The sequence below is a fragment of the Mesorhizobium sp. USDA 4775 genome, assembly GCF_054062655.1.
Genome location: NZ_JBSSFM010000001.1, coordinates 4,855,695 through 4,877,744 on the forward strand (window position 1 = coordinate 4,855,695; position 22,050 = coordinate 4,877,744).

Genomic DNA, 22,050 nt, shown 5'->3' on the forward strand with positions numbered 1-22,050 from the left:
ATGACGCTGCGCTACCCGCTTGCGGCAAAGCAAATGGGGAATCATTTTGCCATGACGGACGTCTCCTCGGATCTGGTTTTTCGCCGCGGCAAGGAAGTTGGAAAGGCCGTCTACCAGAACCGCGCGCTTTCCAAAGCCGGCATCTCCGAGCGGCTGTTCGCCTTCCTGTTTTCCGGCCTCGTCTATCCGCAGATCTGGGAAGACCCCGATGTCGACATGGAGGCCATGCAGCTTGGTGAGGGCCATCGCATCGTCACGATCGCTTCCGGTGGCTGCAACATCCTGGCCTACCTCACCCGATCGCCGGCACGGATCGACGCCGTCGACCTCAACGCCGCCCATATCGCGCTGAACCGCATGAAGCTGGAGGCGGTGCGCCGCCTCCCCTCGCAGGGCGACCTGTTCCGCTTCTTCGGCGCCGCCGACACCAGCCACAATTCGCAAGCCTATGACCGTTTCGTCGCGCCGCATCTCGATCCGGTCAGCCGCCACTATTGGGAACGCCGCAACTGGCGTGGTCGCCGCCGCATCGGTGTTTTCGACCGCAATTTCTACCAGACCGGCCTGCTCGGCCTGTTCATCGCCATGGGCCACCGCGCGGCGAAGTTCTTCGGCGTCAATCCGGCCCGCATGATGGAAGCTGGGAATATCGCCGAGCAGCGCCGCTTCTTCAACGAGGAACTGGCCCCGGTCTTCGACAAGAAGCTCTTGAAATGGGCGACCTCGCGCAAGGCTTCGCTGTTCGGCCTCGGCATTCCGCCGGCGCAGTATGATTCGCTGATCACGTCGGGCGACGGCACGATGGCCAGCGTTCTGAAGGCCCGGTTGGAAAAGCTCGCCTGCGATTTTCCCCTGGAAAACAATTATTTCGCCTGGCAGGCCTTTGCCCGCCGCTATCCAAATCCCGGCGAGGCCGCGCTACCCGCCTACCTGGAAAAGCAGAACTACGACGCCATTCGCGGCAATGTCGACCGCGTCGCCATCCACCATGCCAATCTGATCGAGTTCCTCGCCGGCAAGGATGCGGGCACCGTCGACCGCTTCATCCTGCTCGATGCGCAGGACTGGATGACCGACGACCAGCTCAACGCCCTGTGGTCGGAAATCAGCCGCACCGCCTCCGCAGGCGCCCGCGTCATTTTCCGCACCGCCGCCGAACCCAGCCTGCTGCCGGGCCGCGTCTCGACCTCGCTGCTCGACCAGTGGGATTATCAGGACGAGGCCTCACGCGAATTCTCGACCCGCGACCGCTCCGCCATTTATGGCGGCTTCCACCTCTACGTGAAGCGCGCCGCATGAGCACGACCGAGCTGCCGCCCAGCCCCGCATTCAAGGCCAATCATGCCGAGCTGATGGACGGCGTCTACCACTGGCAGCGCCACATCTACGACCTGACCCGCAAATACTATCTGCTCGGCCGCGACCGGCTGATCGATGGGCTTGAGGTGTCACAAGGCGGCACCGTGCTGGAACTCGGCTGCGGCACCGGTCGCAACATCATCCTGGCCGCCCGTCGCTATCCTGATGCCCGCTTCTTCGGCCTCGATATCTCGGCCGAGATGCTGGAGACGGCCGGCAAGGCGATCGACCGCGAAGGCCTGTCCGGCCGCGTCACGCTGGCAAGAGGCGACGCCACCGATTTCGATGCGGGCTCCCTTTACGGCATCGAGCGCTTCGACCGGGTCTTCGTCTCCTATTCGCTGTCGATGATCCCAGGCTGGGAAAAGACGGTGTCGGCGGCACTCGCCGCGCTATCCCCCGACGGCTCGCTGCACATCGTCGATTTCGGCCAGCAGGAAGGCCTGCCGGGCTGGTTCCGGACCTTGCTGCGCGGTTGGCTCAGTAAATTCCACGTCACGCCGCGTGAATCGCTGCGCGAAGTTCTGGAATCGGAATCTCGGCGAACCGGCGCAACCTTCCGTTTTTGCACGCTTTATCGCGGTTATGCCTGGTTTGGCGTGATTGGACCGCGCAACTAGCTAGTGCAGCGCTTTCACCAGCGCCCCCACCATCGTCTGTGGGCGATAACCGACCTTGGCCGGTGTCAGCCCCAGCCGCACGATCACCAGATGCTCCGACGGAATGATCGCTACGGTCTGGCCGTCATGCCCCTCCATCCAATAGGTGTCCTTGGGCAGGCCTGCCGCGACGCCGGCCCCGGGATTTTCCTCATCGCCCGGCGCTTCGATCCACAACTGGCCCTTGCCGTAGACTTTCGAGGCAGGCGCCGGCTCGCGCATCCAGTCGACGAAGCCCGTCGGCAGGACCTGGTTGCCGTTCCACACGCCGCCCTGCAGCAGGAACTGGCCGAAGCGCGCCCAGTCATGCGCCGTGGCGTAGAGATAGGACGAACCGACGAAGGTGCCCTGCTCGTCGGTTTCAAGCACGGCGCTGTGCATGCCGAGCGGCCCGAACAGCGCCGTGCGCGGCCATGTCAGCGCCTTCGCCTTGTCGCCGATCGCGTCCTGCCAGAGCCGCGACAGCATCACCGCCGTGCCGCTCGAATAGGAAAATACTTTGCCGACCTCGCCCGCCAGCGGTTTTGATTCGGCAAAGCCCGCCATGTCGGGCGTCGAGATAGAGCATGCGTGTTACGTCGGCGACGTCGCCATAGTCCTCGTTGAACTCCAGACCGCTCGACATCGCCATCATGTCGGCAAGGCTGATCGCCGCGCGGCCGTCCGCCTTCCACGGCGCGAACAGGCCCTTGTTGTCGACGGCCATCTTGCCGTCCTTGACCAGCGTGCCGACGATGGCGGCATTCACCGTCTTGGTCATCGACCAGCCGAGCAGCGGTGTCTTGGCCGAAAAGCCGTCGCCATAGCGCTCGGCGACGACGCGGCCGTTCTTGACCACGACCACCGCGCGCATGCCCGAACCGGTCAGCGCCGCATCGTCGAGCAGCTTGGCAATCACCGGATCCTGCGATGCCTCGACCCGCTCGCCTTCGGGCCACAGCGTATCCCGGCTGGTTGGCGAAGGCTCGACATGGACCGTCGTGCGCCGCGCCTTGCCGACATCGCCGTCGGGGATCGAGGCGCAGCCCAGCCCATCGCGGGACACCGCCTCGCTCTTGCCGAGGAAGCCCAGCAGGCCCGCCGAAACGGTGCCCCGGTTCTTGTCGACCGAGACCCGCATCAGCCGCAGCAGCGGGTGGCCGGGCGCCTGCACGTCGACGGCAAGCACTTCGTTGGCATCGCGCCCGGCAATAAAGACGTTGGAGCAGACGATCTTGGCCGAATAGCCGGAACCGACGCGGATCAGTTCTGGCGGCGCGATGTAGAGCCAGGCAAACAGCCCGGCGACCGCCATAACGATCAGGCCAAGCAGCCATCTGACGATCTTGACGACGAACCGCATTCCGCTTCCTCCCGGACTTTCGCCGGCCCCTTATGTCATCGAATTGCCGCCATTGCTTCCGCAAAATCAGGGCACTTGTCGAGCGCCGTCAACGGATTCTCAACCATGATCGGCGATCACAGGAGGCATGTCGCCCAAAAGTGCTGAGCCGTTTTGGGACCACGACATGCACGAAAAGGGATAGACTGGGCGATGCTGTGGGGCGATCGCCTGGAGGAGGCTCGACCAATCGTCGGCCATCGGTTCACAGACCCATCAGCGACCGGCTGTTTCCGGCTTGGAAGTTGTGATGCGCCGTCTTGCGGCCCTTTTCATGCTGACGCTGCTTGGCGCCTGCTCGACCGTGGACGATCTGTCGCCGCTGTCGCCGTCCGGGTCCAGCAGCCCGACGGTCGCCGTACGCGCGCCGCGCTTCGAGGATTCCAAGCCGCATGAATGGGACAGCGGCGCGCCGTGGAACTATGCCGTTCACGGCACCGATGTCTCCAAATACCAGACCTCGGTTGACTGGCCGACCGCCAAGGCGAGCGGCATTTCCTTCGCCTTCATCAAGGCCACCGAAGGCGGCGACCGCTTCGACGAGTATTTCAACGAGCACTGGGCGCGCACGAAAGCCGCCGGCGTTCCGCGCGCGGCCTATCATTTCTTCTATTTCTGCACTCCGGCTGCCCAGCAGGCGCGCTGGTTCATCCAGAACGTTCCCGTCGACCGCTCCGCCATGCCGCCGGTTCTCGACATGGAATGGAACCCGAAATCGCCGACCTGCCGACTGCGTCCCGACGCCGCCACGGTGCGCGCGGAGATGACCACCTTCCTCCAGATCGTCGAGCGCCATTACGGTAAGAAACCGATCATCTACACCTCTGTCGACTTCTTCGACGACAACGAGCTGTCGAGCTTCCGCGGCTACCCCTACTGGCTGCGCTCGGTCGCCGGCCACCCTCGCGAAAAATACGGCAGCCACCCCTTCACCTTCTGGCAATACACCGGAACCGGCATCGTTCCCGGCATGACCGGCAAATCAGACATCAACGTCTTCAACGGCTCGGAAGCCGCATGGAACAAGTGGTTGCGGCAGAACACCCGTTGACACCGGGCCTGCCGCCTGCTTTTCGACACAGCCAGCGGTAAAGAGTGCAACCGCCGGTAATCCGGGCATTGGGTTTCCAGCCAAGCACGACAATGCCCTCTTCGTTTCGAAAGGAAGCTGATGCGACTGCGTTCCCAAGCCCTCGCGGCGCTATTCCTGTGCGCCACGGCCTTGCCGGCGATGGCGCAGGAATGCGGCGGCGACTTCGAAACCTGGAAACAGGGCGTGGCGGCGGAAGCCAAGGCGGCCGGTGTCGGCGCCGTGGGTCTCGATGCGCTGGAAGATGCCACCTTTGACGAGCGGGCGCTGGCGCGCGACCGCGCGCAGGGCGTCTTCACCCAGACCTTCATCGAGTTCTCCAACCGCATGATTTCGGCCTATCGGCTGAAGCAAGGTGCGGCGAACATGAAGAAATACGCCGATGTCTTCGCCCGCGCCGATCAGCAGTTCGGCGTGCAGGCGCCGGTCATCACCGCCTTCTGGGCGCTGGAAACCGATTTCGGCGCCGTGCAGGGCGATTTCCACACGCTGAGCGCGCTGGTGACGCTTTCGCATGATTGCCGCCGCCCGCAACTGTTCCGCCAGCAGCTTGTGCCGCTTCTGGAGCTGATCGATCGCGGCGTGCTGCCGGCCGACGTCAAGGGCGCCTGGGCCGGCGAGATCGGCCAGACGCAGATCCTGCCTTCGGACTATCTGGCCCGGGGCGTCGACGGCGACGGCGATGGCAAGATCGACCTGCGCAACAGCGTGCCCGACGTGATCATGACCACGGCCAACAAGGTGCTGTCGCGCGGCTGGAAGCGCGACGAACCCTGGATTCAGGAAGTGCGGGTGCCCGACGACATGCCCTGGGATCAGACCGGGCGCACCAACAAGTTGCCGCTGACGCAGTGGGCGCAGTGGGGCGTCACCAATCCCGACGGCTCGCCGCTCGTCGACAAGGGGCTGAAGGCCGGCCTGGCGCTGCCCATGGGCCGCAAGGGCCCGGCCTTCCTCACCTATGACAATTTCGATGTCTATCTCGAATGGAACCAGTCGTTCACCTATGCGCTGACCGCGGCCAATCTGGCCGCGCGGCTCGCAGGCGCGCCGCCGCTTGATCCGCGCACCCCGGACCAAGGCCTCAACAACGAGCAGATGAAGGCGCTGCAGACAAAGCTCGAGGCCCGGGGATACGACGTCGGCACGGTCGACGGCATTCTGGGCACCAACACCCGCGAAGCGATCCGCAAGGAGCAGATGCGGCTTGGCCTGCCGGTGGACGGCTGGCCGACACCGGAGCTTTTGGCGAAGCTGTGACGGAGTGAGTAGTCAGTAGGGAATATTCAGTAGGGAATTTTTCACTACTCACTACTCACTACTCACTCCTCTCCTCGCCCGCACGAAATCGATGAACGCCCGCAAGGCTGGCGGCACGTGCCGTGAACTTGGGTGGTATAGGTAGAAGCCGGGAAAACTCGGCGACCAAGCTTCCAGAAAACGGACGAGCCTGCCTTGCTCGATCCAGGGCCGGACCTGGTATTCGAACATGTAGGCAATGCCCACCCCATCCAGCACGGCATTGAGCATCAGCTCGGTATCGTTGACGGTCAGGCTGCCTTCGATGGCGATTTCGAGGGCCCGTTTGCCACGCGCGAACTCCCATCGGTAGAAGTTGCCGCCGCCCGGCCGCTCGAATTTGATGCATTGGTGCTGGTGCAGTTCCTGCGGATGACGCGGTATGGCCCGGTTCTCGAGATAGGCGGGAGCGGCCACCGCGGCCATCTGCAAATCCTCGCTCAGTTTCACCGCCACCATGTCCTTCTGCAGCCGCTCGCCGAGCCGGATTCCTGCATCGAACCGGCCTTCGACAATGTCGGCCAGCGTGTCGTCGACGATGACGGTCAGCGCGATATCGGGATAGGCGCGCTGAAAGTCCCCGAGGATCGGCGCGATGAACCGCACGGCGGCGACACGCGGCACATTGATGCGTAGCGAACCCGCCGGCCGATCGCGCGCTGCATGAACATCGGCAATGGCGCTTTCCAGTTCGCCAAAAGCGACGGCAAGGCGCGAAAAAAGCGCGTCGCCTGCCGCGGTCGCGGAAACACTGCGCGTCGTGCGATTGAGGAGCCTGACGCCGATGCGCGTCTCCAACTGCCGGATCGACTGGCTGAGCGCCGGCGGCGACACACGCAGCCTTGCGGCGGCACGGACGAAACTGCCCTCTTCGACGATGGCGGAAAATGCCTTGAGCTCAGTGAATTCGGATCCGCGCACTGTGTATCCATGGATTAACAAGCCAATCAGATAATAAGTCATTATCTTATCAATTGCATGCCGCTATTTCTCAGCCATCGGCCACATCGCAGGTAAAGCCGCGGGCCAGAATGGTTGAAGGAAATTGATCATGTCCCAGTCTCTGCACGGCAAAACCGCAATCGTCAGCGGCAGTTCGCGCGGCATCGGCCGGGCCATCGCCGAAGGACTCGCGACCCAGGGCGCTGCCGTCGTCATCAACTATGTCGGCAACCAGAAAGCCGCCGACGAGGTCGTCGCCGGCATCGCCAGCAAGGGAGGAAAGGCGCTCGCCATCCAAGCCGACATATCAAGCGTTTCCGATGTCCGCCGCCTGTTTGACGAGACCGAGAGTAAGCTGGGCGCAATCGACATCGTCTTCGCCAATGTCGGCGTCGCCGTCATCAAACCGCTGACCGAGGCAACCGAAGCCGATTTCGGCCAGGTCTTCGGCACCAATGCCAAGGGCACCTTCTTCACGCTGCAGGAAGCAGCGCGCCGGGTGCGCGACGGCGGCCGGATCATCGCTGTCTCCACCGGCGGCACGAAGATGTTCTTCACGCAGACGGCGCTCTACCTCGGCAGCAAGGGCGCCGTCGAACAGTTCGTCCGCGTGCTCTCCCGAGAACTCGGATCGCGCGGCATCACGGTGAATGCGCTGTCGCCGGGCTTCACCGACACGGACCTGCTTCCAGAGCGCGATCGCGCCGTGGCTGCCGGCATGTCGCCCTTCGGCAGGATAGGCGCGCCGCGCGACGTTGCCGATATCGCGGTCTTCCTGGCCAGCGACGAGGCCCGCTGGCTGACCGGCGAGAACATCCAGGCCGGCGGTGGAGTGGCGTAGGGATAGGAATTAGGCAGTAGGCAGTAGGCAGTAGGCAAATACCAAAGGTGACATTGAAAGCGCCAGTATAACAAACGATCCCTACTCCCTAGTCTGCCATCGTCTCCAAACTCGCAAAGCCTTGCGGCGCATCGCCTTCGTCGAACGGCGTCGTCACCTCGACGAACGTATCGGGATAGAACCCGTTGAAGCGTGTGCGTAGCGACAGCGAATAGGCGCCTATATGGCCGATTTCGATCCAGTCGCCGGTGTCGACGGTTTCCGGCAGCCAGAAAGGCCTGGACAGGATGTCGACGGAATCGCAGGTCGCGCCGCAGACCTTGAACGGCACGATGTTCTTTTCAGCGCCATTGCGGGTCCTGATCGCCGGATCAGGAATGAAGCGCGCCGGCAGCGTGATCTTGCCGGTCCATGAATCCGATAGCGACGCCCAGATGCCGTCATTGATGTAGAGCCGCTTGCCCTTGCGCAACAGCACGCGCACGATCAGCGACAGGCAACGCGCCACGATCACCCTGCCCGGCTCGGCCACCAGCGGGATCTGGTCGAACTGATATTCCTTCAAGTCGCCGGAGAGCCGCGACATGATCTGGCCGAGCGACGGCATCTCGATCTGCTTGCGGTTGGGATCATGGCCGTATTCGGCCGGAAAGCCGCCGCCGACATCGAGGCCGGCGATGTCGAAGGTCAACCGGTTGCGCACCCAGTCGGCCGAAGCCAGCGCCCGCTCATAGGTGTCGGGATCCTCGATCTGGCTGCCGACATGGAAACACAGGCCGACCTTGTAGCCCGTGCGGTTCAGCCGCTCGGCGAGTTCTACCGCATAGGCCGGCCCGGCCCCGAATTTCTTCGACAGTTCGTAGGCCGCCGACCCTTTCGTCTGGATGCGCACGAATACGCTGATCGAGCCGGGGTCGATGTCGAGCGCCCGCACCACCCGCGTCAGCTTGGTGATCTCGTCCTCATGGTCGAGCGAAATGACGCGGATGCCGTATTTCTCCAGCGCCAGCTTGATGTCCGACTGCGCCTTGACCGGGTGCATGTAGAGCATCTCGGCATCGGCAGAGACGGCGCGCACGGCAGCGAATTCGCCGGGCGAAGCGACGTCGAAGGCGTTGACGCCGGCCTCGACCAAGGTCTTCAGCACGATCTGCTCGCCATTGGTCTTGACCGCATAGGCGGTCTTGCCGGGGAACATGCCCATGAATTGCCTGGCATCGGCCTTCAGCACCTGCGGGCGGAAGCAATAGACCGGATCGTCAGGACGAAGCGCCAGTGCCGCCTCGCGGGCATTCTCGAATCGCTGCATTGACGAATCCTCGATCTCGGCTGCGCACAATTAATCCAAGCTAGCGGCCAATGAAAACAATTCTGTGTCTCGTGCACCTGACGCCGCAGCGCTAATCTTCGGCGACATCGCTTGCCATCGACCAGGTTTCGGGTGGCGCTTGTCGCCAGACCCGATATGCCCGTGTCTGGCCGGCTGACATTCGAGCCGGCATGTCGGGGGGAGGACGATCCACATGGCAATTGCCGCTACATCAGCGTCGCGCGGACCGATGACGCTTACCGACTGGGGGCAGTTGCTGCTGCTTGGCGCCATCTGGGGCGGTTCGTTCTTCTTCGCCCGCATCGCGGTGGCGGAGCTTCACCCTCTGGTGCTGGTGCTGTTTCGCGTCGCCATCGCGGCAATCGCGCTGCAGATCTATCTCGGCCTGCGCGGCCCGTCCTTCCGCCTTGCCTTTCCGCATGCCGGCCTGTTCTTCCTGCTGGCCTTCACCAACAATGTCGTCCCCTTCTCGCTGATCTTCGCCGGCCAGACCGAGCTTGGCGCTGGCGTCGCCTCGGTGCTCAACGCGACGACGCCGTTCTGGACGCTGATCCTTGCCAACGCGCTGACATCGGACGAGAAGCTCTCCTGGAACAAGCTCGCCGGCATCGGGCTCGGCGTCGCCGGCACCGCTGTCATGATCGGTCCCGGCGTGCTTGCCGGGCTTGGCGGCCCGGTATGGGCCAAATTAGCGCTGATCGGCGCGTCTTTGTCCTATGGCGTCGCGCTGATGGTCGCCCGCCGCTTCAAGGACGTGCCCTCGCCGGTCATCGCCACCGGGCAGTTGACCGCCTCGACCATCATCATGATACCGGTCGTGCTGCTGGCGCACGGCCCGGCCGGCCTGTTCTCGGCCTCGCCGCCAGTCTGGGCGGCGGTGCTGGCACTGGCGCTGTTGTCCACCGCCTTCGCCTACGTCCTCTATTTCAACCTCGTCGCCTCGGCCGGCGCCACCAACGCCTCGCTGGTCACGTTGATCGTGCCGGCCAGCGCCATGCTGCTCGGTTTCCTTTTCCTGGGCGAGCGGCTGGAACTGTTCGAGACCGGCGGCGTGGTGCTGATCGGCCTCGGTCTTCTCACAATCGACGGACGTGTCCTTGGAAGGCGTTAGGCGCGAAAATCGAAGTCGATTTTCGCGGCGGTAGCGCTGCCATGACACAGCATCGACACGTCGCCGCCACAATTTATTCACAGGTCTGAAGCGGGTTTTTGCCGAGAAGTTTCAACGGCTAACGGCAAAATCGGAGTCGCAAATTTCACAATCACGTCGCAATGCAGCACATTTTCCGCTTGCCTGTGGCACAAATGGACCTAGACTCTTAGGCATAGCTCTTTAAGAGGAGGCTATGTCATGGGACTTACGAGGCCAATCAACGCATTGATGATTTGTGCTGCGTTTGCTTTCATCGGCGCCCTCATTATGGGCGTCCTTCCCTGAACCCGCCAAAACGGGGAAGACCAGCACCAGATAGTCTAAACAATTCGAAAGGCCGGGTTTTTACCCGGCCTTTTGCTGTTCAGCGCTGCCTCATGCAGCAGCCGAGCCCGCCACCTCCGCCTCATGCGAGCGGATGCCGATCATGTGGCAGATGGCGAAGACGAGGTCGGCGCGGTTCATCGTGTAGAAGTGGAAGTCGCCCACCCCGCGTTCGACCAGGTCGAGAACCTGTTCGGCGGCGACGGCGGATGCCACCAGCGCATGGGTCTGCGGGTCGTTCTGCAGGCCGTCGAAGCGCTCGGCCAGCCATGCCGGCACCAGCGCGCCGCAGCGCGCCGAGAAATTGGCGACCTGGGTGAAATTATGCACCGGCAGGATGCCGGGAACGATCGGGATGTAGATGCCGGCCCGGCGCGCGCGCTCGACATAGCGCTCGTAGAGATCGTTGTCGAAGAAGAACTGGGTGATCGCCCGCGTCGCGCCATTGTCGACCTTGCGCTTCAGCATGTCGATATCGGTGGCGAAGTCGGGGCTTTCCGGATGCTTCTCCGGATAGGCCGAAACCGAAATGTCGAAATCGCCAGCGTCCTTCAGAGCTCCGACCAGCTCGGCACCATTGGCATAGCCGTCCGGGTGCGGACGGTAAGCGGTTCCAACGCCCGCGGCCGGATCGCCGCGCAGGGCGACGAAGCGCTTGACGCCCATATCGGCGAATTCCTGGATCACCGCGTCGACCTGATGGCGGGCGGCATCGACGCAGGTCATGTGCGCGGCCGGCGTCAGGCTGGTCTCGTTCAGGATGCGGCAGACGGTGCGCGCCGTGCGCTCACGCGTCGAGCCGCCGGCGCCATAGGTCACCGAGACGAATTTCGGCTTCAGCGGCTCCAGCCTTGTGACCGTGTCCCACAGCCGCGCCTCCATCTCGTCATTCTTGGGCGGGAAGAATTCGAAGGAAACCTTGACCTTGTCGCCAATGTCGGGGCGGCGGGAAAAGCGGAACTGGTTCATCAGGCGATTTCCCCTATCGAATTCACTTTGGTCTGCTGGCTGTCATTGGCAGGGTCGGCGATCAGCAGGCGCCTATCGCGGCCAAGCCAGAGTTTGACGGTGAGCCTGGGCTCGCTGCCGCCGCGCGGCTCGAATTCCTGGGCATCCTCGAGATCAAGGCCGGCCTCGGCAAACCATTCGCCGATCTGCCGGTCCGAAAAGCCGAGGCGCATATGTGCGTGCTCTTCGCGCAGGAATTCCAGCGTGTGCGGCGCGAAGTCGACGATGACCAGCCGGCCCGACGGGCGCAAAAGCCGCGCCGCCTCGTGGATGGCGCGGGCCGGATCGTCGAGATAGTGCAGCACCTGGTGGATGGTGACGAGATCGAAGGCATCGCGCTCGACCGGCGGCGAGAAGATATCGCCCTGCCGCACCTGCGCATTGGAAACGCCGGCCTTGTCGAGATTGGCGCGCGCCACGGTCAGCATCTCGCGCGACATGTCGATGCCGACACCGCGCCGGTAGAGCGGCGAGAAGATTTCGAGCAGCCGCCCGGTGCCGGTGCCGAGATCCAGCATCGACTGGAACGGCCGCTTGCCGACCAGCTTCAGCATCGCCGCCTCGACCGCGCGGTCCGGCACATGCAGCGAGCGGATATGGTCCCAGCTTGCGGCATTCACCGAAAAATACTCCGCCGCCCGGTCCTGCCGCTTGCGCTTGACCGAGGCCAGCCGCTCGAGGTCGCGCTCGACCTGCGGATCGGCGCCGCGAATGCTGGAAACCAGGCCCATGACGAAGTCACGCGCGGAATCGGCATCCGACAGGCGGAAGAACGCCCATGACCCTTCCTGGTAGCGGTCGATCAGCCCGGCCTCGAGAAGCAGCTTCAAATGCCGCGAAACGCGCGGCTGCGACTGGCCGAGAATTTCGGTAAGATCGGAAACGGTGAGGTCGCCACGCGACAACAGTGCCAATATGCGCAGGCGGCTGGATTCGGCCGCCGCCTTTAGCGTATCCACCATGGTGTCGAGCGAAACATGCATCAGCGTATTCTCTTTTCAGCGCATTCACTTTGAAAAAGATATAAACATATGTTTATGTCGATTTTCAAAACCTTGCAAGCGCTATGTCGCTTCCGGACAAGAAAATGCCGCATGCGTGATTTTCCGGTGGGCGCCGCCCAAAAATGTGTAGCGGTCTTCTGACAATGGCAGCCAGCAGCACGGAGATGGGCAAAATGACCGGGCCGCGCGAAATGTTCGAGGCACGCGAAGGCGAGCAGAGGCTGGAACAGGATCCGGCAACGATGCCGGCGGATGCCGGAATCGTCTTCATCGGCCGCATCGCCTCGCCTTGGGTAACGCGGGAAAGCTGCCCGAAAAACATGCACACGGCGCGCGAGACCGGGCAGCCGGCGATGCTGACCATCGACGCGCCCTATCGTGAAGGCCTGCGCGGGCTGGAGCGCGCCAGCCATGTCATCATCCTGTCCTGGCTGCATCACGCGCCGCGGAATCTGATTGTGCAAAAACCTCGCCATGCGGCTGAAGCGAAAGGCGTATTCGGCCTGCGCTCCCCTGCCCGGCCGAACCCGGTCGGCCTGCATGTGGCAAGGCTCATCGGATTGGACATCGCCACTGGGCGCCTCGATCTCGACGCCATCGACGTGCTCGACGGCACGCCGGTCATCGACATCAAGCCCTACTTCGCCTCGACCGACGCCATGCCAGAGGCGATCGTCGAAGGACGCGATGAACGATGACAGCACCGACCGGCCGCCGCCGCGCCATCGCCAAGGCGCTGACCGCGCTTCTGCCGCTGGCGCCCTATGCCGACATGGAGAAGATCCGCGCCGACGCCGGCGCGGTGCATTTGAAGACCTTGCCGCCGGGCATTGCCGTGTGGCTGGCGACGATCGCCCACATCCGCCACATGCACACCGACTACGAAAAGCTGCTGGCCGAGGGTTATGACCGCGACTCCGCCCGCTTCTTCGTCATCGAGCAGACCAACATCGTGCTCACCCGCTGGCGCGCGACACGCCTGCTCGACGCCGACGACGAAGAGGAATGAGGCGGCTATTGTCTGGTCAGCACGGCGATCGCATTGTAGGGCTGGCCGTCGGCCTGGCCGACCCAGGTCCAGGACAGGTTTCCCTTGAAAAACCGGACGGTGATGTCGCCACCGTCGATGCACTTGTCCTGGCCGTAGGTGATGCTCTCATGGAATTCCGCCGACGTCTCGTCCCTCGACGTCTGCGACAGCGATCCGCCGCAGCCGAGTGACGGATAATCGATCGACGCGCCGTCATCCCTGATCGTCATGGCGATCGACCAGTCGGCACCGGCGTCCCCCGCCGGGCTCTGGTGGCCACTGCCGACCCAGGTGCCGGTCAGCGTCTGCGCCGGCGCATTCACCGTGCAAGGCAGGTTCTGGAAGATCGGCGTCAGTTCGCTGCCGGTCTTCTCGCAGCGATAGGTCTGGCCGTTCTGGCAGAGTTCGTCACCTTGTTTCACGCACTGCGCGCTGACCTCGCCCGCGCCGGCGAAAATCATCATGGTCGCGATGACCGTCCCAAGCCTGCCCATATCCCCTCCCACTCCAAGCCACCTATCATACGGCAATTCCAATCCGGTGTATCGGCTGGACCGTTATGGAGGACGAACAGCGCCCGGACGGCTGGCACTATGCCTTCTGTCCGGCACCTATAGGCTGATGACCCGCCCCGCCCGCGAGGAGGCCACGATGGACCAGACGACGGCAACACAGGCTTCAAAGCCGCTGCCCACGGTCGGCGCCCGCCACATTGACCCGCACGCCTATCCCGATGGCATCGCCTTCCTCGACGGCCAGTACCTGCCGATGTCGCAGGCCAAGGTGTCGGTGCTGGATTGGGGGTTCCTGCATTCCGATGCCACCTACGACACGGTGCATGTCTGGAACGGCCGCTTCTTCCGCCTCGACCTGCATCTCGACCGCTTCTTCGGCGGGCTCGAAAAGCTGCGCATGACCATTCCCTTCGACAGGGATGGCGTGGCCGAGATCCTGCACAATTGCGTCGCCCTTTCGGGCCATCGCGCCGCCTATGTCGAAATGCTGTGCACGCGCGGCGCCTCGCCGACCTTCAGCCGCGATCCGCGCCAGGCGATCAACCGCTTCATGGCCTTCGCCGTGCCGTTCGGCTCGGTCGCCAATGCCGAGCAGCTGCAGCGCGGCCTGCGCGTCGCCATCAGCGACAAGGTGCGCATCCCGCCGGCTTCGGTCGATCCGTCGATCAAGAACTACCACTGGCTTGACCTGGTGCGCGGCCTCTACGACGCCTATGACCGCGGTGCGGAGACCGCGCTCATCCTCGACTTCAACGGCAATGTCGCCGAAGGCCCGGGCTTCAACGTCTTCTGCGTCAAGGATGGCAAACTGTCGACGCCGGCCATCGGCGTGCTGCCTGGCATCACCCGCCGCACCGTCTTCGATCTCTGCGCCGAAGACGGTCTTGTCGCCGCCGCCGCCGATGTCAGCGTTGCAGCGCTCAAGGCGGCCGACGAGGTCTTCATCACCTCGACCGCGGGCGGCATCATGCCGGTGACTGAGATCGATGGCGCTGCGATCGCCGACGGCAAGGTCGGGCCTGTTACCGGCCGGCTGATGGTGCTCTACTGGCAAAAGCACGACGATCCGGCCTGGTCGTCTCAGGTGAGTTATCCCTGATCAAAGGGCGTCTTGTTCAAAAAAGATCCCCCTCGCCTCTGGAAAATCACGGGATAGGCCGTATATGCCCGAAAGCGGAGAAGCCTCCGCTTTTATCCAAGATTGCGCCCGCAGGGGCAAGGATTCCACATCATGACAAACAAGGTTTGGTTCATCACCGGATCGTCGAAGGGTTTTGGCCGCGTCTGGGCCGAGGCCGCATTGGCGCGCGGCGACCGCGTTGCCGCGACCGCCCGTGACGCCGGCACGCTCGCCGATCTGGTCGAGAAATATGGCGACAACATTGCCGCGATCAAGCTCGACGTCACCGACAAGAAAGCCGTCGATGCCGCTGTCGCCGAGGCGCACAAGCGCTTTGGCCGGCTCGACGTCGTCATCAACAATGCCGGCTACGGCCATTTCGGCGCCATCGAAGAGGTCAGCGAGCAAGAAGCCCGCGACCAGATCGAAACCAATGTGTTCGGCGCTCTGTGGGTCACGCAGGCCGTGCTGCCGATCATGCGGGCGCAGCGGTCCGGCCACATCATCCAGATCTCGTCGATCGGCGGCGTCAACGCCTTTGCCTCGCTCGGCCTCTACCATGCCTCGAAATGGGCGCTGGAAGCCTTCAGCCAGTCGCTCAGCATCGAGGTCGCGGAATTCGGCATCCATGTCACGCTGGTCGAGCCGGGCGGCTTCTCCACCGACTGGTCCGGCGCCTCAGCCAAGGTCTCCAAGCCGATCGAAGCCTATGCGCCCGCCCGCGCCAAGATGGCCGAGCGCCGCGCCAATTCGGTCGCCGGCGATCCCGAGGCGACCGGCCCGGCGATGCTGGCCATCGTCGATGCTGCCGAGCCGCCGCTGCGCGTGTTCTTCGGCGATGGCGGCCTGCCGATGATCCGCCAGGAGTACGCCAACCGCCTCGCCACCTGGGACAAATGGGACCACGTGTCCGTCATGGCGCAAGGCGCCAACAAGAACCGCAAGGGCTGAGGCTCCAGCATTTTGCTGCGCCGCTCATCAGCGGCGTAGCCCTTCGGTCACGATGAGAACGGGCGGCTATGCCTGATAAATCCACTGCTCCGGCACCCGCGCCGAAATCTCTTCGCCGACCCTGATCGTTCCGGGCTTCTCGACCCAGGCGACCACGCCACGCAGCCGCTTGGCCACCTTGGGAAAGAGCAGCGCGCCGGCCTCGATGTCGGCCATATCAGCATTTTCGGCGATCGATCGCCCGGCGATGCGGCATGGTCCGTTCTGGGCATCGATCTTGAGGGTCACGCCATCCTTGAAGAACAGCAGCGTGCCGGCCGGCAGCATCGACAGATGCGGCACGCCTTCGATCACCAGATTGGCGCCGATCCATTCCGGCTTGATCTCGGGAAGGCCCATCCGCCCGGCGACGATGGCCAGTTCGTCCCCGGCCACGATCGACAGCTGCCGCTCGTTGCGCATTTCGGTGCCGCGCGGATACCAGGGTTCGCGCCCGCCCGAGCGCCGCGTCGATCCGGCATGGAAATCGCCCGAAATGCCGTCGAAACCGAGCCGCAATTCCTCCACCGGTCGCGTCTGGAAATGATCCGCCGGCGCGACAAAGAGCGCTGCGGCGCGAGCGGAAAGCTTCTTCGCCGGAATGATTTCGACCGGCTTCTCGGCTTTGGGGAAGAGATCCATGATGGCGTTCCGTCCTTGAATCATGCTCCCCGTTTTTGCTCTTCGGGCGGCAGGGCAGCAAGGGCGGTTTGGGCCATAATGCGCAACTCTTCGGCCGACGCGCCGTCCCGCGCCTGGATCGACATGCCGTTCATGACGCCGGCGATATATTTGGCGAAGCTCTCGACGGAGAAGCCTTCCGGCAGATCGCTCGCCGCTTGGCCTTTGGCCAGACGCTCCGCGATCGCCGCTTCGCTCGCCTTGCGATAGGCCTTGAGTTCATCCGCGATGGCTTGCGCCTGCGGCGAGGCCGCCAGGGCACCGCTGACAAAAAGGCATCCGCCCGGCTTGCCGGGCCTGGAATAGGCCTCCGCCGCGCCCTGCAGCAACCGCCGGATCGCCTCGCGCGTCGGTACCGGCGCGCTCAGCGCATCCAGCGCAAAGCCGATCTCCGTCTCGTGGTAGCGCGTCAGCGCCTTGCGGAACAAGGTCTCCTTGTCGGTGAAGGCGTTGTAGATCTGCGGCGGCGTCAGCCCCATCGCCTCGCGCAGCATGGCCAGCGACGTCGCCTCATAGCCGTGCTCCCAAAACAGATGCATCGCCGCATCCAGCGCCCGGTCGGGGTCGAACGTGCGGGGACGACCACCCCTAGCCTTTTCCAAGTTATCCATAGTGATCGATACGAAACCTATTGACTCGCTCGTTTCACATAACGTAACAATTGATACGAAACATGGCAAGCCGGAAGACGATCTTCCGGCAAGGCCGTGCAGCCCGAGGACAAGGAGAGACCAATGCCCATCACCGTGACCGCGCCGGAAGGCGTCCTGACAGAGGCCGGAGAGCGCGAGATCCTGCCGCGCCTCAGCGCCGCCCTCATCGAAGCTTCCGGCGCCACCGGCAATGCCTTCTTCACCGCGATCGTCGGCGGCACGGTCCACATCCTGCCGTTGCGCCATATCTATGCCGGCGGCGCCAACAGGCCCGTCGTGATGGTGGAGTTGAAATTGCCCAATATCGGCCTTGGCTCGATCGAGACCCGCAACGCCTTCATCACCACGGCCGCCGGAATTGTCGCCGAACTCTGCGTGCCCGGGCACAAGCCGGAAAATACCTGGATCAACATCGTCAACGCGCCTGACGGCGGCTGGGGCATCGGCGACAGGCAATTTACCGGCGACGCGCTCATCGCCGCCGCCACCGCCGCTGCGCATTGATCTGATAGGGAAGATGTGATGCGGCTCTCCCCTTCGCTCTTCTTCACCACCAATTGCGAGCCGGCACTGGCTTTCTACGAACAGTGCGGCCTTGGCCGGGGAACGATCCTGCTGCGCTGGGGCGATAACGGCATGCCGGTGCGGACCGAAACCATGCGCGGAAAAATCCTGCATGCGCGCTTCGAAGGTCCGGGCGCGCTGTTTTATGCCTCCGACAATGACGATGCGGAGCCGATGAAAGGCTCCGCCATGATGCTGGAATTCGACGAGCTGGTGGCCATGCGCGCGCTTTTTGCCCGCATGGCCGCCGGCGGCCGCATCACCGTGCCGCTGGCGCGGCAATATTGGGGAACCAGCTTCGGCATGCTGGTCGACGCCTATGACGTGCAGTGGATGTTCAGTTGCTCGGGTCAATGAAGGCGAAGGATCACGATCTTCTTACCGGAAATGGAATTGGTGCCGCATTGCCGCCGCGTCGGATCGCTTTCATGTTGGCGAGACACTGCGGAGGTTCTCATGCGACCGGCGACGGCAATCGCGCTGCTTTGGCTCGTCTGGGTGGTCACCTGGATTGCGGCCGCCATGTGGGCTGATCCGGCTAAAAAACGCGCCACCATCGGCGCGGAGGTCCGTTATCGAGTGTTCTGGCTGGCCGGCACCGTCCTGCTGTTCGTCCCGGCGCACGGCTATGAGGGCAGGTTGAGATTGTGGACACCAAGCCTCGCCGAGGCCTGGGCTTGCATTGCCCTGATCGCCATCGGCCTCATCTTCTCGTGGTGGGCGCGTATTCATCTGGGCAGGCTGTGGTCGGCCTCGGTCACTGCCAAGGCAGATCACCGCGTGGTCGATACCGGTCCATACGGCCTCGTCCGCCACCCGATCTACACAGGATTGCTGCTGGCGCTGCTCGCCACCATGCTCGCGAAAGGCACTGTGTGGGGCATTGCAGGTGTCGCACTGCTCACCATCGGCATCGTCATGAAGGCAAAACTCGAGGAGCGCTTCTTGCGCGGCGAACTTGGCCCCGCCTATGACGACTACGCGCGGCGGGTGCCGATGCTGGTTCCCTTTACGCCGGCCTGACACGCCAAGGTGCGGCGAACGCCCGCTCAGCTCGATTTCCCCGCCCCGCTGCCTTGCCGAAAATGGTCGACGGCACCGTCGATTTGAACCCAATCATGCTTCGACTGTTCGAAGATCGACCGGACGGGCGGCGGATAGTTCGGGTTGGCAAGCGCACCAACCGCGACACCGATCAGCGATGGCAGCCTGTCGGCTTTCCAATAGACCGTCGAGCCGCAGGCGGGACAGAAGTGGTTGTGCACCTTGCCGCCGCTCGTGGTATCGCGCGTGAATTCTTTCGCGGTTCCAGAGATGGCGACAGCGTCAGCCGGATAAAAGGCGCCGACGCCGAAGGGCGCGCCGGTTCGGCGCTGGCAATCGAGACAGTGGCAGGCGACAACCAGTTTTGATGGTCCTGTCAGCATCAGCGTAAGGGCACCGCAGCTACACCGGGCATCGACCATTGGACTCTCCTTTCTGAAACGGGATCGCGTTGATTCAAGCCGCCCCCGACACGGGCGTGTCGAGGGTCGGTCCAGGCTGAACGGGAATGGAGGACGGGCGCGAAGCGGCCCGGCTGAGGACGAAAGTCCGAATGGCCCTTTCGGGCCAGCGTCACCGCGACATTGCTTAGAGCATCCGGATGAGCGCGCCGCCTATCGAATACCCCGCGCCAAAGGCGCAGATCAAGCCGAAATCACCGGGCTTCATGTCGGCATGGTTCTCCGACAGCGCGACGATGGCGCCGGCGCCCGCCGTGTTGCCCAGCCGCTCCAGCACCATCGGCGCGCGATCGTGATCGACATCGTGGCCGAACGACAGCTTCAGGATCATCGCATTCATGCGCGCATTGGCCTGATGCAGCCAGAAGCGCCGGATCGCCTGCGGCGTCAGCCCATGCTCTGCCAGGAACTCGACGATGAATTTCTGGCCGGCGACGGTGACTTCCTTGAACACCTTGTTGCCGACCTGTTTGATCAGGTTGCCTTCCAGATTGATCATGTAGGGATCATCCTGGGCGGTGCGGGTGTGGTAGCCGAGATTGGTGCGGATGTTGTTCGACATCTGCGTCCACAGCCGCGTATCCAGCACCTCGAAACGCCCCGGCCGCTTGTCGCCCTGGGCAAGCCCCTCAACCACCATCGACACCGAAGCGTCGCCGAAGATGAAATGCGTCTGCCGGTCGCGGAAATTGAGATGGCCGGTGATGATTTCCGGCGTGGTCACCAGGATGCGCTTGTGCGCGCCAGAGCGCACCAGATTGACCGCCATGTGCAGGGCGGCCGCCGCGGACGAACAGCCGAGCCCCATGTCGAAACCGGCGCCGGTGGTGCCGAGCGCCTCCTGCATTTCGATGGCGATCGCCGGATAGGGCCGCTGGTGGTGCGAGGCCGAGCAGATGATCAGGTCGATCTGGGACGGCTCAACGCCGGCATGGTCGAGCGCCTTCCTGGCCGAGGCAATGCCGAACTCGGCCTCCAGCGACAGCGCATCGTCGGGCCGCGCGGGAATGCGCGGCGTCATGCGGGTCGGGTCGAGAATGCCTTCGCGCTCGATGACATGACGGGATTTCACGCCCGAGGCATGGACGATGAAGTCGCTATCGGATTTCTGCAGCAGCGCTTCGCCTGTGCCCTGACGGCGCGCATTCTCCGTGTCGACCCAGCTGTTGAAGCTCTCGACCAGTTCTTCATTCGTGATGACAGCTTCAGGAATTTCAGCGCCAATGCCGCTGATGATGACGCGATGCATGTTTCAGTCCGTCCCATCCGCAGGCGTTGCGGCTTCATGTGGGCGCCGAAACGCTTCGGCGCAACACTTTTCTCATCCGGCCGGTTTACGCCGGCTTAAACGAAGGATTCGGGCCGGCTTGAACCAGGATTTCACCAGGCGCACAGCTTGGTGTTTGTCTGCGGGTTGTTCCAGCAGGCGCCGTCGTCACGGCTGCGCACGAACTGCCCCGCCAGCGGCACGTTGCGGCGGCCGAGATTGACATAGCCATAGGCAAAGCCCGGCCCGTCGATCTCCAGCACATAGGTCGGGTAACCCGGCGCCGAGATCCGGAAACTGCCGGCATCATCGATGGCGCGGTAGCTGCACGGGAAATACCCATCATCCGTGGTGAAGCAGCGCGCCCGCTTGGCTTGCGCCGAAACCGAGAACGCCAGAAGTGCCGCCGCGCAAACGCCGCCGCCATAGAGCAACCTTTTCAAACTCATCATTTCCCCCTGCCACGCGGCCATCATGGCCCCACGCGATGAATTGGGCATGACGGCGAAACCGGGTCAAGCCACGGCAATCGGCTGCAGGCGAAGTGGATAATTCTTTCCTAGCCGTCCCGCTTGGCGACAATGAAGATACGCGGGAAGCGCAGCAGCACCTTGCCGTTCGCCATTCTGGGATAGGCCTTTTTGACCTTGGCCGTGTAATTGTCCAGGAACATCTTGCGCTCGTCGGCGTCCAGCGGATCGAGGAAGGGCTTCAGCCCGGTCGACTTCACCCATTCGACGATCGCCTCGGCGTCGGCCAGAGGATGGTTGTAGGCCGTATGCCAGATATCCAGTCGATCGGAGAGCGGCGACAGCAGGTCATAATAGAACGACACAGGCGGCAACGGTCCGCGCGCCGCACCCTTCAGCTTATCGGCGAAGGGCATTTCGGCGGCGGTTTCCCGCATCATCTGATGCGAGGGCTCAAGCAGGTTGTCCGGCATCTGGACGGCCAGCGCGCCACCAGGCGCCAGAAAGCCCATCAGCCGCTGGAACACCGCCGGATGCGTGGGCAGCCACTGGAACACCGCGTTGGCGAAGATCACATTGACCGGTTCGGCCGGCTGCCATGTCGCCGCGTCCGCCAGGTCGAAGCTGACATTGGGCAGGCGCGCCCTCGCCTTCTCGATCATGTCGGGCGAGGTGTCGAAGCCTATCACCTGCGCATCCGGCCAGCGCTCGACCAGAAGCTCGGTCGAATTGCCAGGCCCGCAGCCTATGTCGACGACCCGGCGCGGGAAGTCGACCGGCACTTGCGCGACAAGGTCACGGGCCGGCCGCGTGCGCTCATCCTCGAATTTCAGATATTGGGCGGCGGACCAGTCAGCCATTTGAA

24 protein-coding genes and 1 pseudogene are annotated in these 22,050 nt (G+C 63.5%); 13 read left to right on the top strand and 12 right to left on the bottom strand.

Translation table 11 applies throughout. The annotated features are described in order from the left end of the window. Together ACVILI_RS23735 and ACVILI_RS23740 are read left to right on the top strand one after the other, a co-directional pair. The gene (locus ACVILI_RS23735) at nt 1-1,299 is read left to right on the top strand and encodes a DUF3419 family protein (RefSeq protein WP_038647746.1); all 1,299 of its coding nucleotides are present in this window, start codon (nt 1-3) and stop codon (nt 1,297-1,299) included. Continuing rightward, a complete protein-coding gene (locus tag ACVILI_RS23740) occupies nt 1,296-1,979 on the top strand; it encodes a class I SAM-dependent methyltransferase (RefSeq protein WP_038647748.1) in 684 nt (227 codons plus the stop codon). The genes ACVILI_RS23735 and ACVILI_RS23740 overlap by 4 nt, the downstream gene beginning before the upstream one ends. On the opposite strand, the pseudogene ACVILI_RS23745 reads toward ACVILI_RS23740, so the two are convergent. After that, nucleotides 1,980-3,360: pseudogene (locus tag ACVILI_RS23745) on the bottom strand (serine hydrolase domain-containing protein). 289 nt (nt 3,361-3,649) lie between these two features. Here ACVILI_RS23745 and ACVILI_RS23750 point away from each other — a divergent pair. Both ACVILI_RS23750 and ACVILI_RS23755 read left to right on the top strand, forming a co-directional pair. After that, the gene (locus tag ACVILI_RS23750) at nt 3,650-4,450 is read left to right on the top strand and encodes a glycoside hydrolase family 25 protein (protein ID WP_027047027.1); all 801 of its coding nucleotides are present in this window, start codon (nt 3,650-3,652) and stop codon (nt 4,448-4,450) included. Nucleotides 4,451-4,570: 120 nt separating this feature from the next. After that, the gene (locus ACVILI_RS23755; RefSeq protein ID WP_019859115.1) at nt 4,571-5,749 is read left to right on the top strand and encodes a lytic murein transglycosylase; all 1,179 of its coding nucleotides are present in this window, start codon (nt 4,571-4,573) and stop codon (nt 5,747-5,749) included. Nucleotides 5,750-5,800: 51 nt separating this feature from the next. Here ACVILI_RS23755 and ACVILI_RS23760 read toward each other — a convergent pair whose 3' ends face one another. After that, nucleotides 5,801-6,709: a LysR family transcriptional regulator gene (locus tag ACVILI_RS23760; protein ID WP_038652939.1), complete on the bottom strand. Its 909-nt coding sequence runs from the start codon at nt 6,707-6,709 to the stop codon at nt 5,801-5,803. Nucleotides 6,710-6,839: 130 nt separating this feature from the next. Here ACVILI_RS23760 and ACVILI_RS23765 point away from each other — a divergent pair, with 130 nt between their 5' ends. Further along, entirely contained in the window at nt 6,840-7,571 is a 732-nt protein-coding gene (locus ACVILI_RS23765) for an SDR family oxidoreductase (protein WP_457102630.1), read from the top strand. Between the two features lie 88 nt (nt 7,572-7,659). Here the strand turns inward: ACVILI_RS23765 and ACVILI_RS23770 are convergent, their stop codons facing one another. Next, nucleotides 7,660-8,880: an alanine racemase gene (locus ACVILI_RS23770; RefSeq protein WP_019859118.1), complete on the bottom strand. Its 1,221-nt coding sequence runs from the start codon at nt 8,878-8,880 to the stop codon at nt 7,660-7,662. 214 nt (nt 8,881-9,094) lie between these two features. Between ACVILI_RS23770 and ACVILI_RS23775 the strand changes: the two genes are divergently transcribed. Next, nucleotides 9,095-10,012 (top strand): DMT family transporter, encoded by a 918-nt coding sequence (locus ACVILI_RS23775; protein ID WP_038647754.1) that lies wholly within the window; start codon nt 9,095-9,097, stop codon nt 10,010-10,012. A gap of 417 nt (nt 10,013-10,429) precedes the next feature. Here the strand turns inward: ACVILI_RS23775 and metF are convergent, their stop codons facing one another. Together metF and ACVILI_RS23785 are read right to left on the bottom strand one after the other, a co-directional pair. Beyond that, a complete protein-coding gene (metF, locus tag ACVILI_RS23780; protein ID WP_019859120.1) occupies nt 10,430-11,347 on the bottom strand; it encodes a methylenetetrahydrofolate reductase [NAD(P)H] in 918 nt (305 codons plus the stop codon). Continuing rightward, entirely contained in the window at nt 11,347-12,369 is a 1,023-nt protein-coding gene (locus tag ACVILI_RS23785; RefSeq protein ID WP_010910281.1) for an ArsR/SmtB family transcription factor, read from the bottom strand. Before ACVILI_RS23785 ends, metF begins: the two co-directional genes overlap by 1 nt. Before the next feature lie 194 nt (nt 12,370-12,563). Here ACVILI_RS23785 and tsaA point away from each other — a divergent pair, with 194 nt between their 5' ends. After that, a complete protein-coding gene (gene tsaA / locus ACVILI_RS23790; RefSeq protein ID WP_027047028.1) occupies nt 12,564-13,088 on the top strand; it encodes a tRNA (N6-threonylcarbamoyladenosine(37)-N6)-methyltransferase TrmO in 525 nt (174 codons plus the stop codon). Continuing rightward, nucleotides 13,085-13,399 (top strand): DUF2293 domain-containing protein, encoded by a 315-nt coding sequence (locus tag ACVILI_RS23795; RefSeq protein WP_038647758.1) that lies wholly within the window; start codon nt 13,085-13,087, stop codon nt 13,397-13,399. Before tsaA ends, ACVILI_RS23795 begins: the two co-directional genes overlap by 4 nt. A gap of 5 nt (nt 13,400-13,404) precedes the next feature. On the opposite strand, the gene ACVILI_RS23800 is transcribed toward ACVILI_RS23795, so the two are convergent. Further along, entirely contained in the window at nt 13,405-13,914 is a 510-nt protein-coding gene (locus ACVILI_RS23800) for a hypothetical protein (protein ID WP_038647760.1), read from the bottom strand. Between the two features lie 157 nt (nt 13,915-14,071). Here ACVILI_RS23800 and ACVILI_RS23805 point away from each other — a divergent pair, with 157 nt between their 5' ends. After that, on the top strand, nt 14,072-15,034 hold the full coding sequence (locus ACVILI_RS23805; protein WP_038652943.1) for a D-amino acid aminotransferase: 963 nt from the start codon (nt 14,072-14,074) through the stop codon (nt 15,032-15,034). A gap of 132 nt (nt 15,035-15,166) precedes the next feature. Continuing rightward, entirely contained in the window at nt 15,167-16,006 is an 840-nt protein-coding gene (locus tag ACVILI_RS23810) for an SDR family oxidoreductase (protein ID WP_038647761.1), read from the top strand. Nucleotides 16,007-16,072: 66 nt separating this feature from the next. On the opposite strand, the gene ACVILI_RS23815 is transcribed toward ACVILI_RS23810, so the two are convergent. Next, nucleotides 16,073-16,711 carry an MOSC domain-containing protein gene (locus ACVILI_RS23815; protein ID WP_240564741.1) on the bottom strand — a complete coding sequence of 213 codons (639 nt, stop codon included), beginning with the start codon at nt 16,709-16,711 and terminating at the stop codon, nt 16,073-16,075. Next, on the bottom strand, nt 16,708-17,337 hold the full coding sequence (locus tag ACVILI_RS23820; protein ID WP_038647763.1) for a TetR/AcrR family transcriptional regulator: 630 nt from the start codon (nt 17,335-17,337) through the stop codon (nt 16,708-16,710). The genes ACVILI_RS23815 and ACVILI_RS23820 overlap by 4 nt, the downstream gene beginning before the upstream one ends. A 123-nt stretch (nt 17,338-17,460) precedes the next feature. Between ACVILI_RS23820 and ACVILI_RS23825 the strand changes: the two genes are divergently transcribed. From ACVILI_RS23825 to ACVILI_RS23835, 3 genes are all read left to right on the top strand, one after another. Next, complete coding sequence (locus ACVILI_RS23825) at nt 17,461-17,883, top strand: hypothetical protein (RefSeq protein ID WP_020628922.1); 423 nt, start codon at nt 17,461-17,463, stop codon at nt 17,881-17,883. An 18-nt stretch (nt 17,884-17,901) separates the two neighbouring features. After that, nucleotides 17,902-18,300 (top strand): VOC family protein, encoded by a 399-nt coding sequence (locus ACVILI_RS23830; protein ID WP_038647765.1) that lies wholly within the window; start codon nt 17,902-17,904, stop codon nt 18,298-18,300. 99 nt (nt 18,301-18,399) lie between these two features. Next, a complete protein-coding gene (locus ACVILI_RS23835; protein ID WP_038647767.1) occupies nt 18,400-18,966 on the top strand; it encodes a methyltransferase family protein in 567 nt (188 codons plus the stop codon). A 26-nt stretch (nt 18,967-18,992) separates the two neighbouring features. On the opposite strand, the gene ACVILI_RS23840 is transcribed toward ACVILI_RS23835, so the two are convergent. The 4 genes from ACVILI_RS23840 to tam form a co-directional block, all read right to left on the bottom strand. Continuing rightward, the gene (locus tag ACVILI_RS23840; RefSeq protein WP_038647769.1) at nt 18,993-19,409 is read right to left on the bottom strand and encodes a GFA family protein; all 417 of its coding nucleotides are present in this window, start codon (nt 19,407-19,409) and stop codon (nt 18,993-18,995) included. Between the two features lie 166 nt (nt 19,410-19,575). Next, complete coding sequence (locus ACVILI_RS23845) at nt 19,576-20,697, bottom strand: beta-ketoacyl-ACP synthase III (RefSeq protein ID WP_032930845.1); 1,122 nt, start codon at nt 20,695-20,697, stop codon at nt 19,576-19,578. Nucleotides 20,698-20,828: 131 nt separating this feature from the next. Next, nucleotides 20,829-21,164, bottom strand: coding sequence for a hypothetical protein (locus tag ACVILI_RS23850; RefSeq protein WP_069092497.1), 336 nt, complete (start codon nt 21,162-21,164; stop codon nt 20,829-20,831). Nucleotides 21,165-21,274: 110 nt separating this feature from the next. Continuing rightward, nucleotides 21,275-22,045 (bottom strand): trans-aconitate 2-methyltransferase, encoded by a 771-nt coding sequence (gene tam, locus ACVILI_RS23855; RefSeq protein ID WP_038647773.1) that lies wholly within the window; start codon nt 22,043-22,045, stop codon nt 21,275-21,277. Nucleotides 22,046-22,050: the final 5 nt, after the last annotated feature.

Excerpts from the sequence above, each read along its gene's own strand:
- tam (WP_038647773.1), bottom strand. The coding sequence starts at position 22,045 with ATGGCTGACTGGTCCGCCGCCCAATATCTGAAATTCGAGGATGAGCGC.
- ACVILI_RS23815 (WP_240564741.1), bottom strand. The coding sequence starts at position 16,711 with ATGATTCAAGGACGGAACGCCATCATGGATCTCTTCCCCAAAGCCGAG.
- ACVILI_RS23825 (WP_020628922.1), top strand. The coding sequence starts at position 17,461 with ATGCCCATCACCGTGACCGCGCCGGAAGGCGTCCTGACAGAGGCCGGA.
- ACVILI_RS23845 (WP_032930845.1), bottom strand. The coding sequence starts at position 20,697 with ATGCATCGCGTCATCATCAGCGGCATTGGCGCTGAAATTCCTGAAGCT.
- ACVILI_RS23850 (WP_069092497.1), bottom strand. The coding sequence starts at position 21,164 with ATGAGTTTGAAAAGGTTGCTCTATGGCGGCGGCGTTTGCGCGGCGGCA.
- ACVILI_RS23820 (WP_038647763.1), bottom strand. The coding sequence starts at position 17,337 with ATGGATAACTTGGAAAAGGCTAGGGGTGGTCGTCCCCGCACGTTCGAC.
- ACVILI_RS23755 (WP_019859115.1), top strand. The coding sequence starts at position 4,571 with ATGCGACTGCGTTCCCAAGCCCTCGCGGCGCTATTCCTGTGCGCCACG.
- ACVILI_RS23740 (WP_038647748.1), top strand. The coding sequence starts at position 1,296 with ATGAGCACGACCGAGCTGCCGCCCAGCCCCGCATTCAAGGCCAATCAT.
- ACVILI_RS23735 (WP_038647746.1), top strand. The coding sequence starts at position 1 with ATGACGCTGCGCTACCCGCTTGCGGCAAAGCAAATGGGGAATCATTTT.
- ACVILI_RS23750 (WP_027047027.1), top strand. The coding sequence starts at position 3,650 with ATGCGCCGTCTTGCGGCCCTTTTCATGCTGACGCTGCTTGGCGCCTGC.
- ACVILI_RS23795 (WP_038647758.1), top strand. The coding sequence starts at position 13,085 with ATGACAGCACCGACCGGCCGCCGCCGCGCCATCGCCAAGGCGCTGACC.
- ACVILI_RS23800 (WP_038647760.1), bottom strand. The coding sequence starts at position 13,914 with ATGGGCAGGCTTGGGACGGTCATCGCGACCATGATGATTTTCGCCGGC.
- ACVILI_RS23810 (WP_038647761.1), top strand. The coding sequence starts at position 15,167 with ATGACAAACAAGGTTTGGTTCATCACCGGATCGTCGAAGGGTTTTGGC.
- ACVILI_RS23840 (WP_038647769.1), bottom strand. The coding sequence starts at position 19,409 with ATGGTCGATGCCCGGTGTAGCTGCGGTGCCCTTACGCTGATGCTGACA.
- ACVILI_RS23805 (WP_038652943.1), top strand. The coding sequence starts at position 14,072 with ATGGACCAGACGACGGCAACACAGGCTTCAAAGCCGCTGCCCACGGTC.
- ACVILI_RS23830 (WP_038647765.1), top strand. The coding sequence starts at position 17,902 with ATGCGGCTCTCCCCTTCGCTCTTCTTCACCACCAATTGCGAGCCGGCA.
- ACVILI_RS23770 (WP_019859118.1), bottom strand. The coding sequence starts at position 8,880 with ATGCAGCGATTCGAGAATGCCCGCGAGGCGGCACTGGCGCTTCGTCCT.
- metF (WP_019859120.1), bottom strand. The coding sequence starts at position 11,347 with ATGAACCAGTTCCGCTTTTCCCGCCGCCCCGACATTGGCGACAAGGTC.
- ACVILI_RS23785 (WP_010910281.1), bottom strand. The coding sequence starts at position 12,369 with ATGCATGTTTCGCTCGACACCATGGTGGATACGCTAAAGGCGGCGGCC.
- tsaA (WP_027047028.1), top strand. The coding sequence starts at position 12,564 with ATGACCGGGCCGCGCGAAATGTTCGAGGCACGCGAAGGCGAGCAGAGG.
- ACVILI_RS23775 (WP_038647754.1), top strand. The coding sequence starts at position 9,095 with ATGGCAATTGCCGCTACATCAGCGTCGCGCGGACCGATGACGCTTACC.
- ACVILI_RS23835 (WP_038647767.1), top strand. The coding sequence starts at position 18,400 with ATGCGACCGGCGACGGCAATCGCGCTGCTTTGGCTCGTCTGGGTGGTC.
- ACVILI_RS23765 (WP_457102630.1), top strand. The coding sequence starts at position 6,840 with ATGTCCCAGTCTCTGCACGGCAAAACCGCAATCGTCAGCGGCAGTTCG.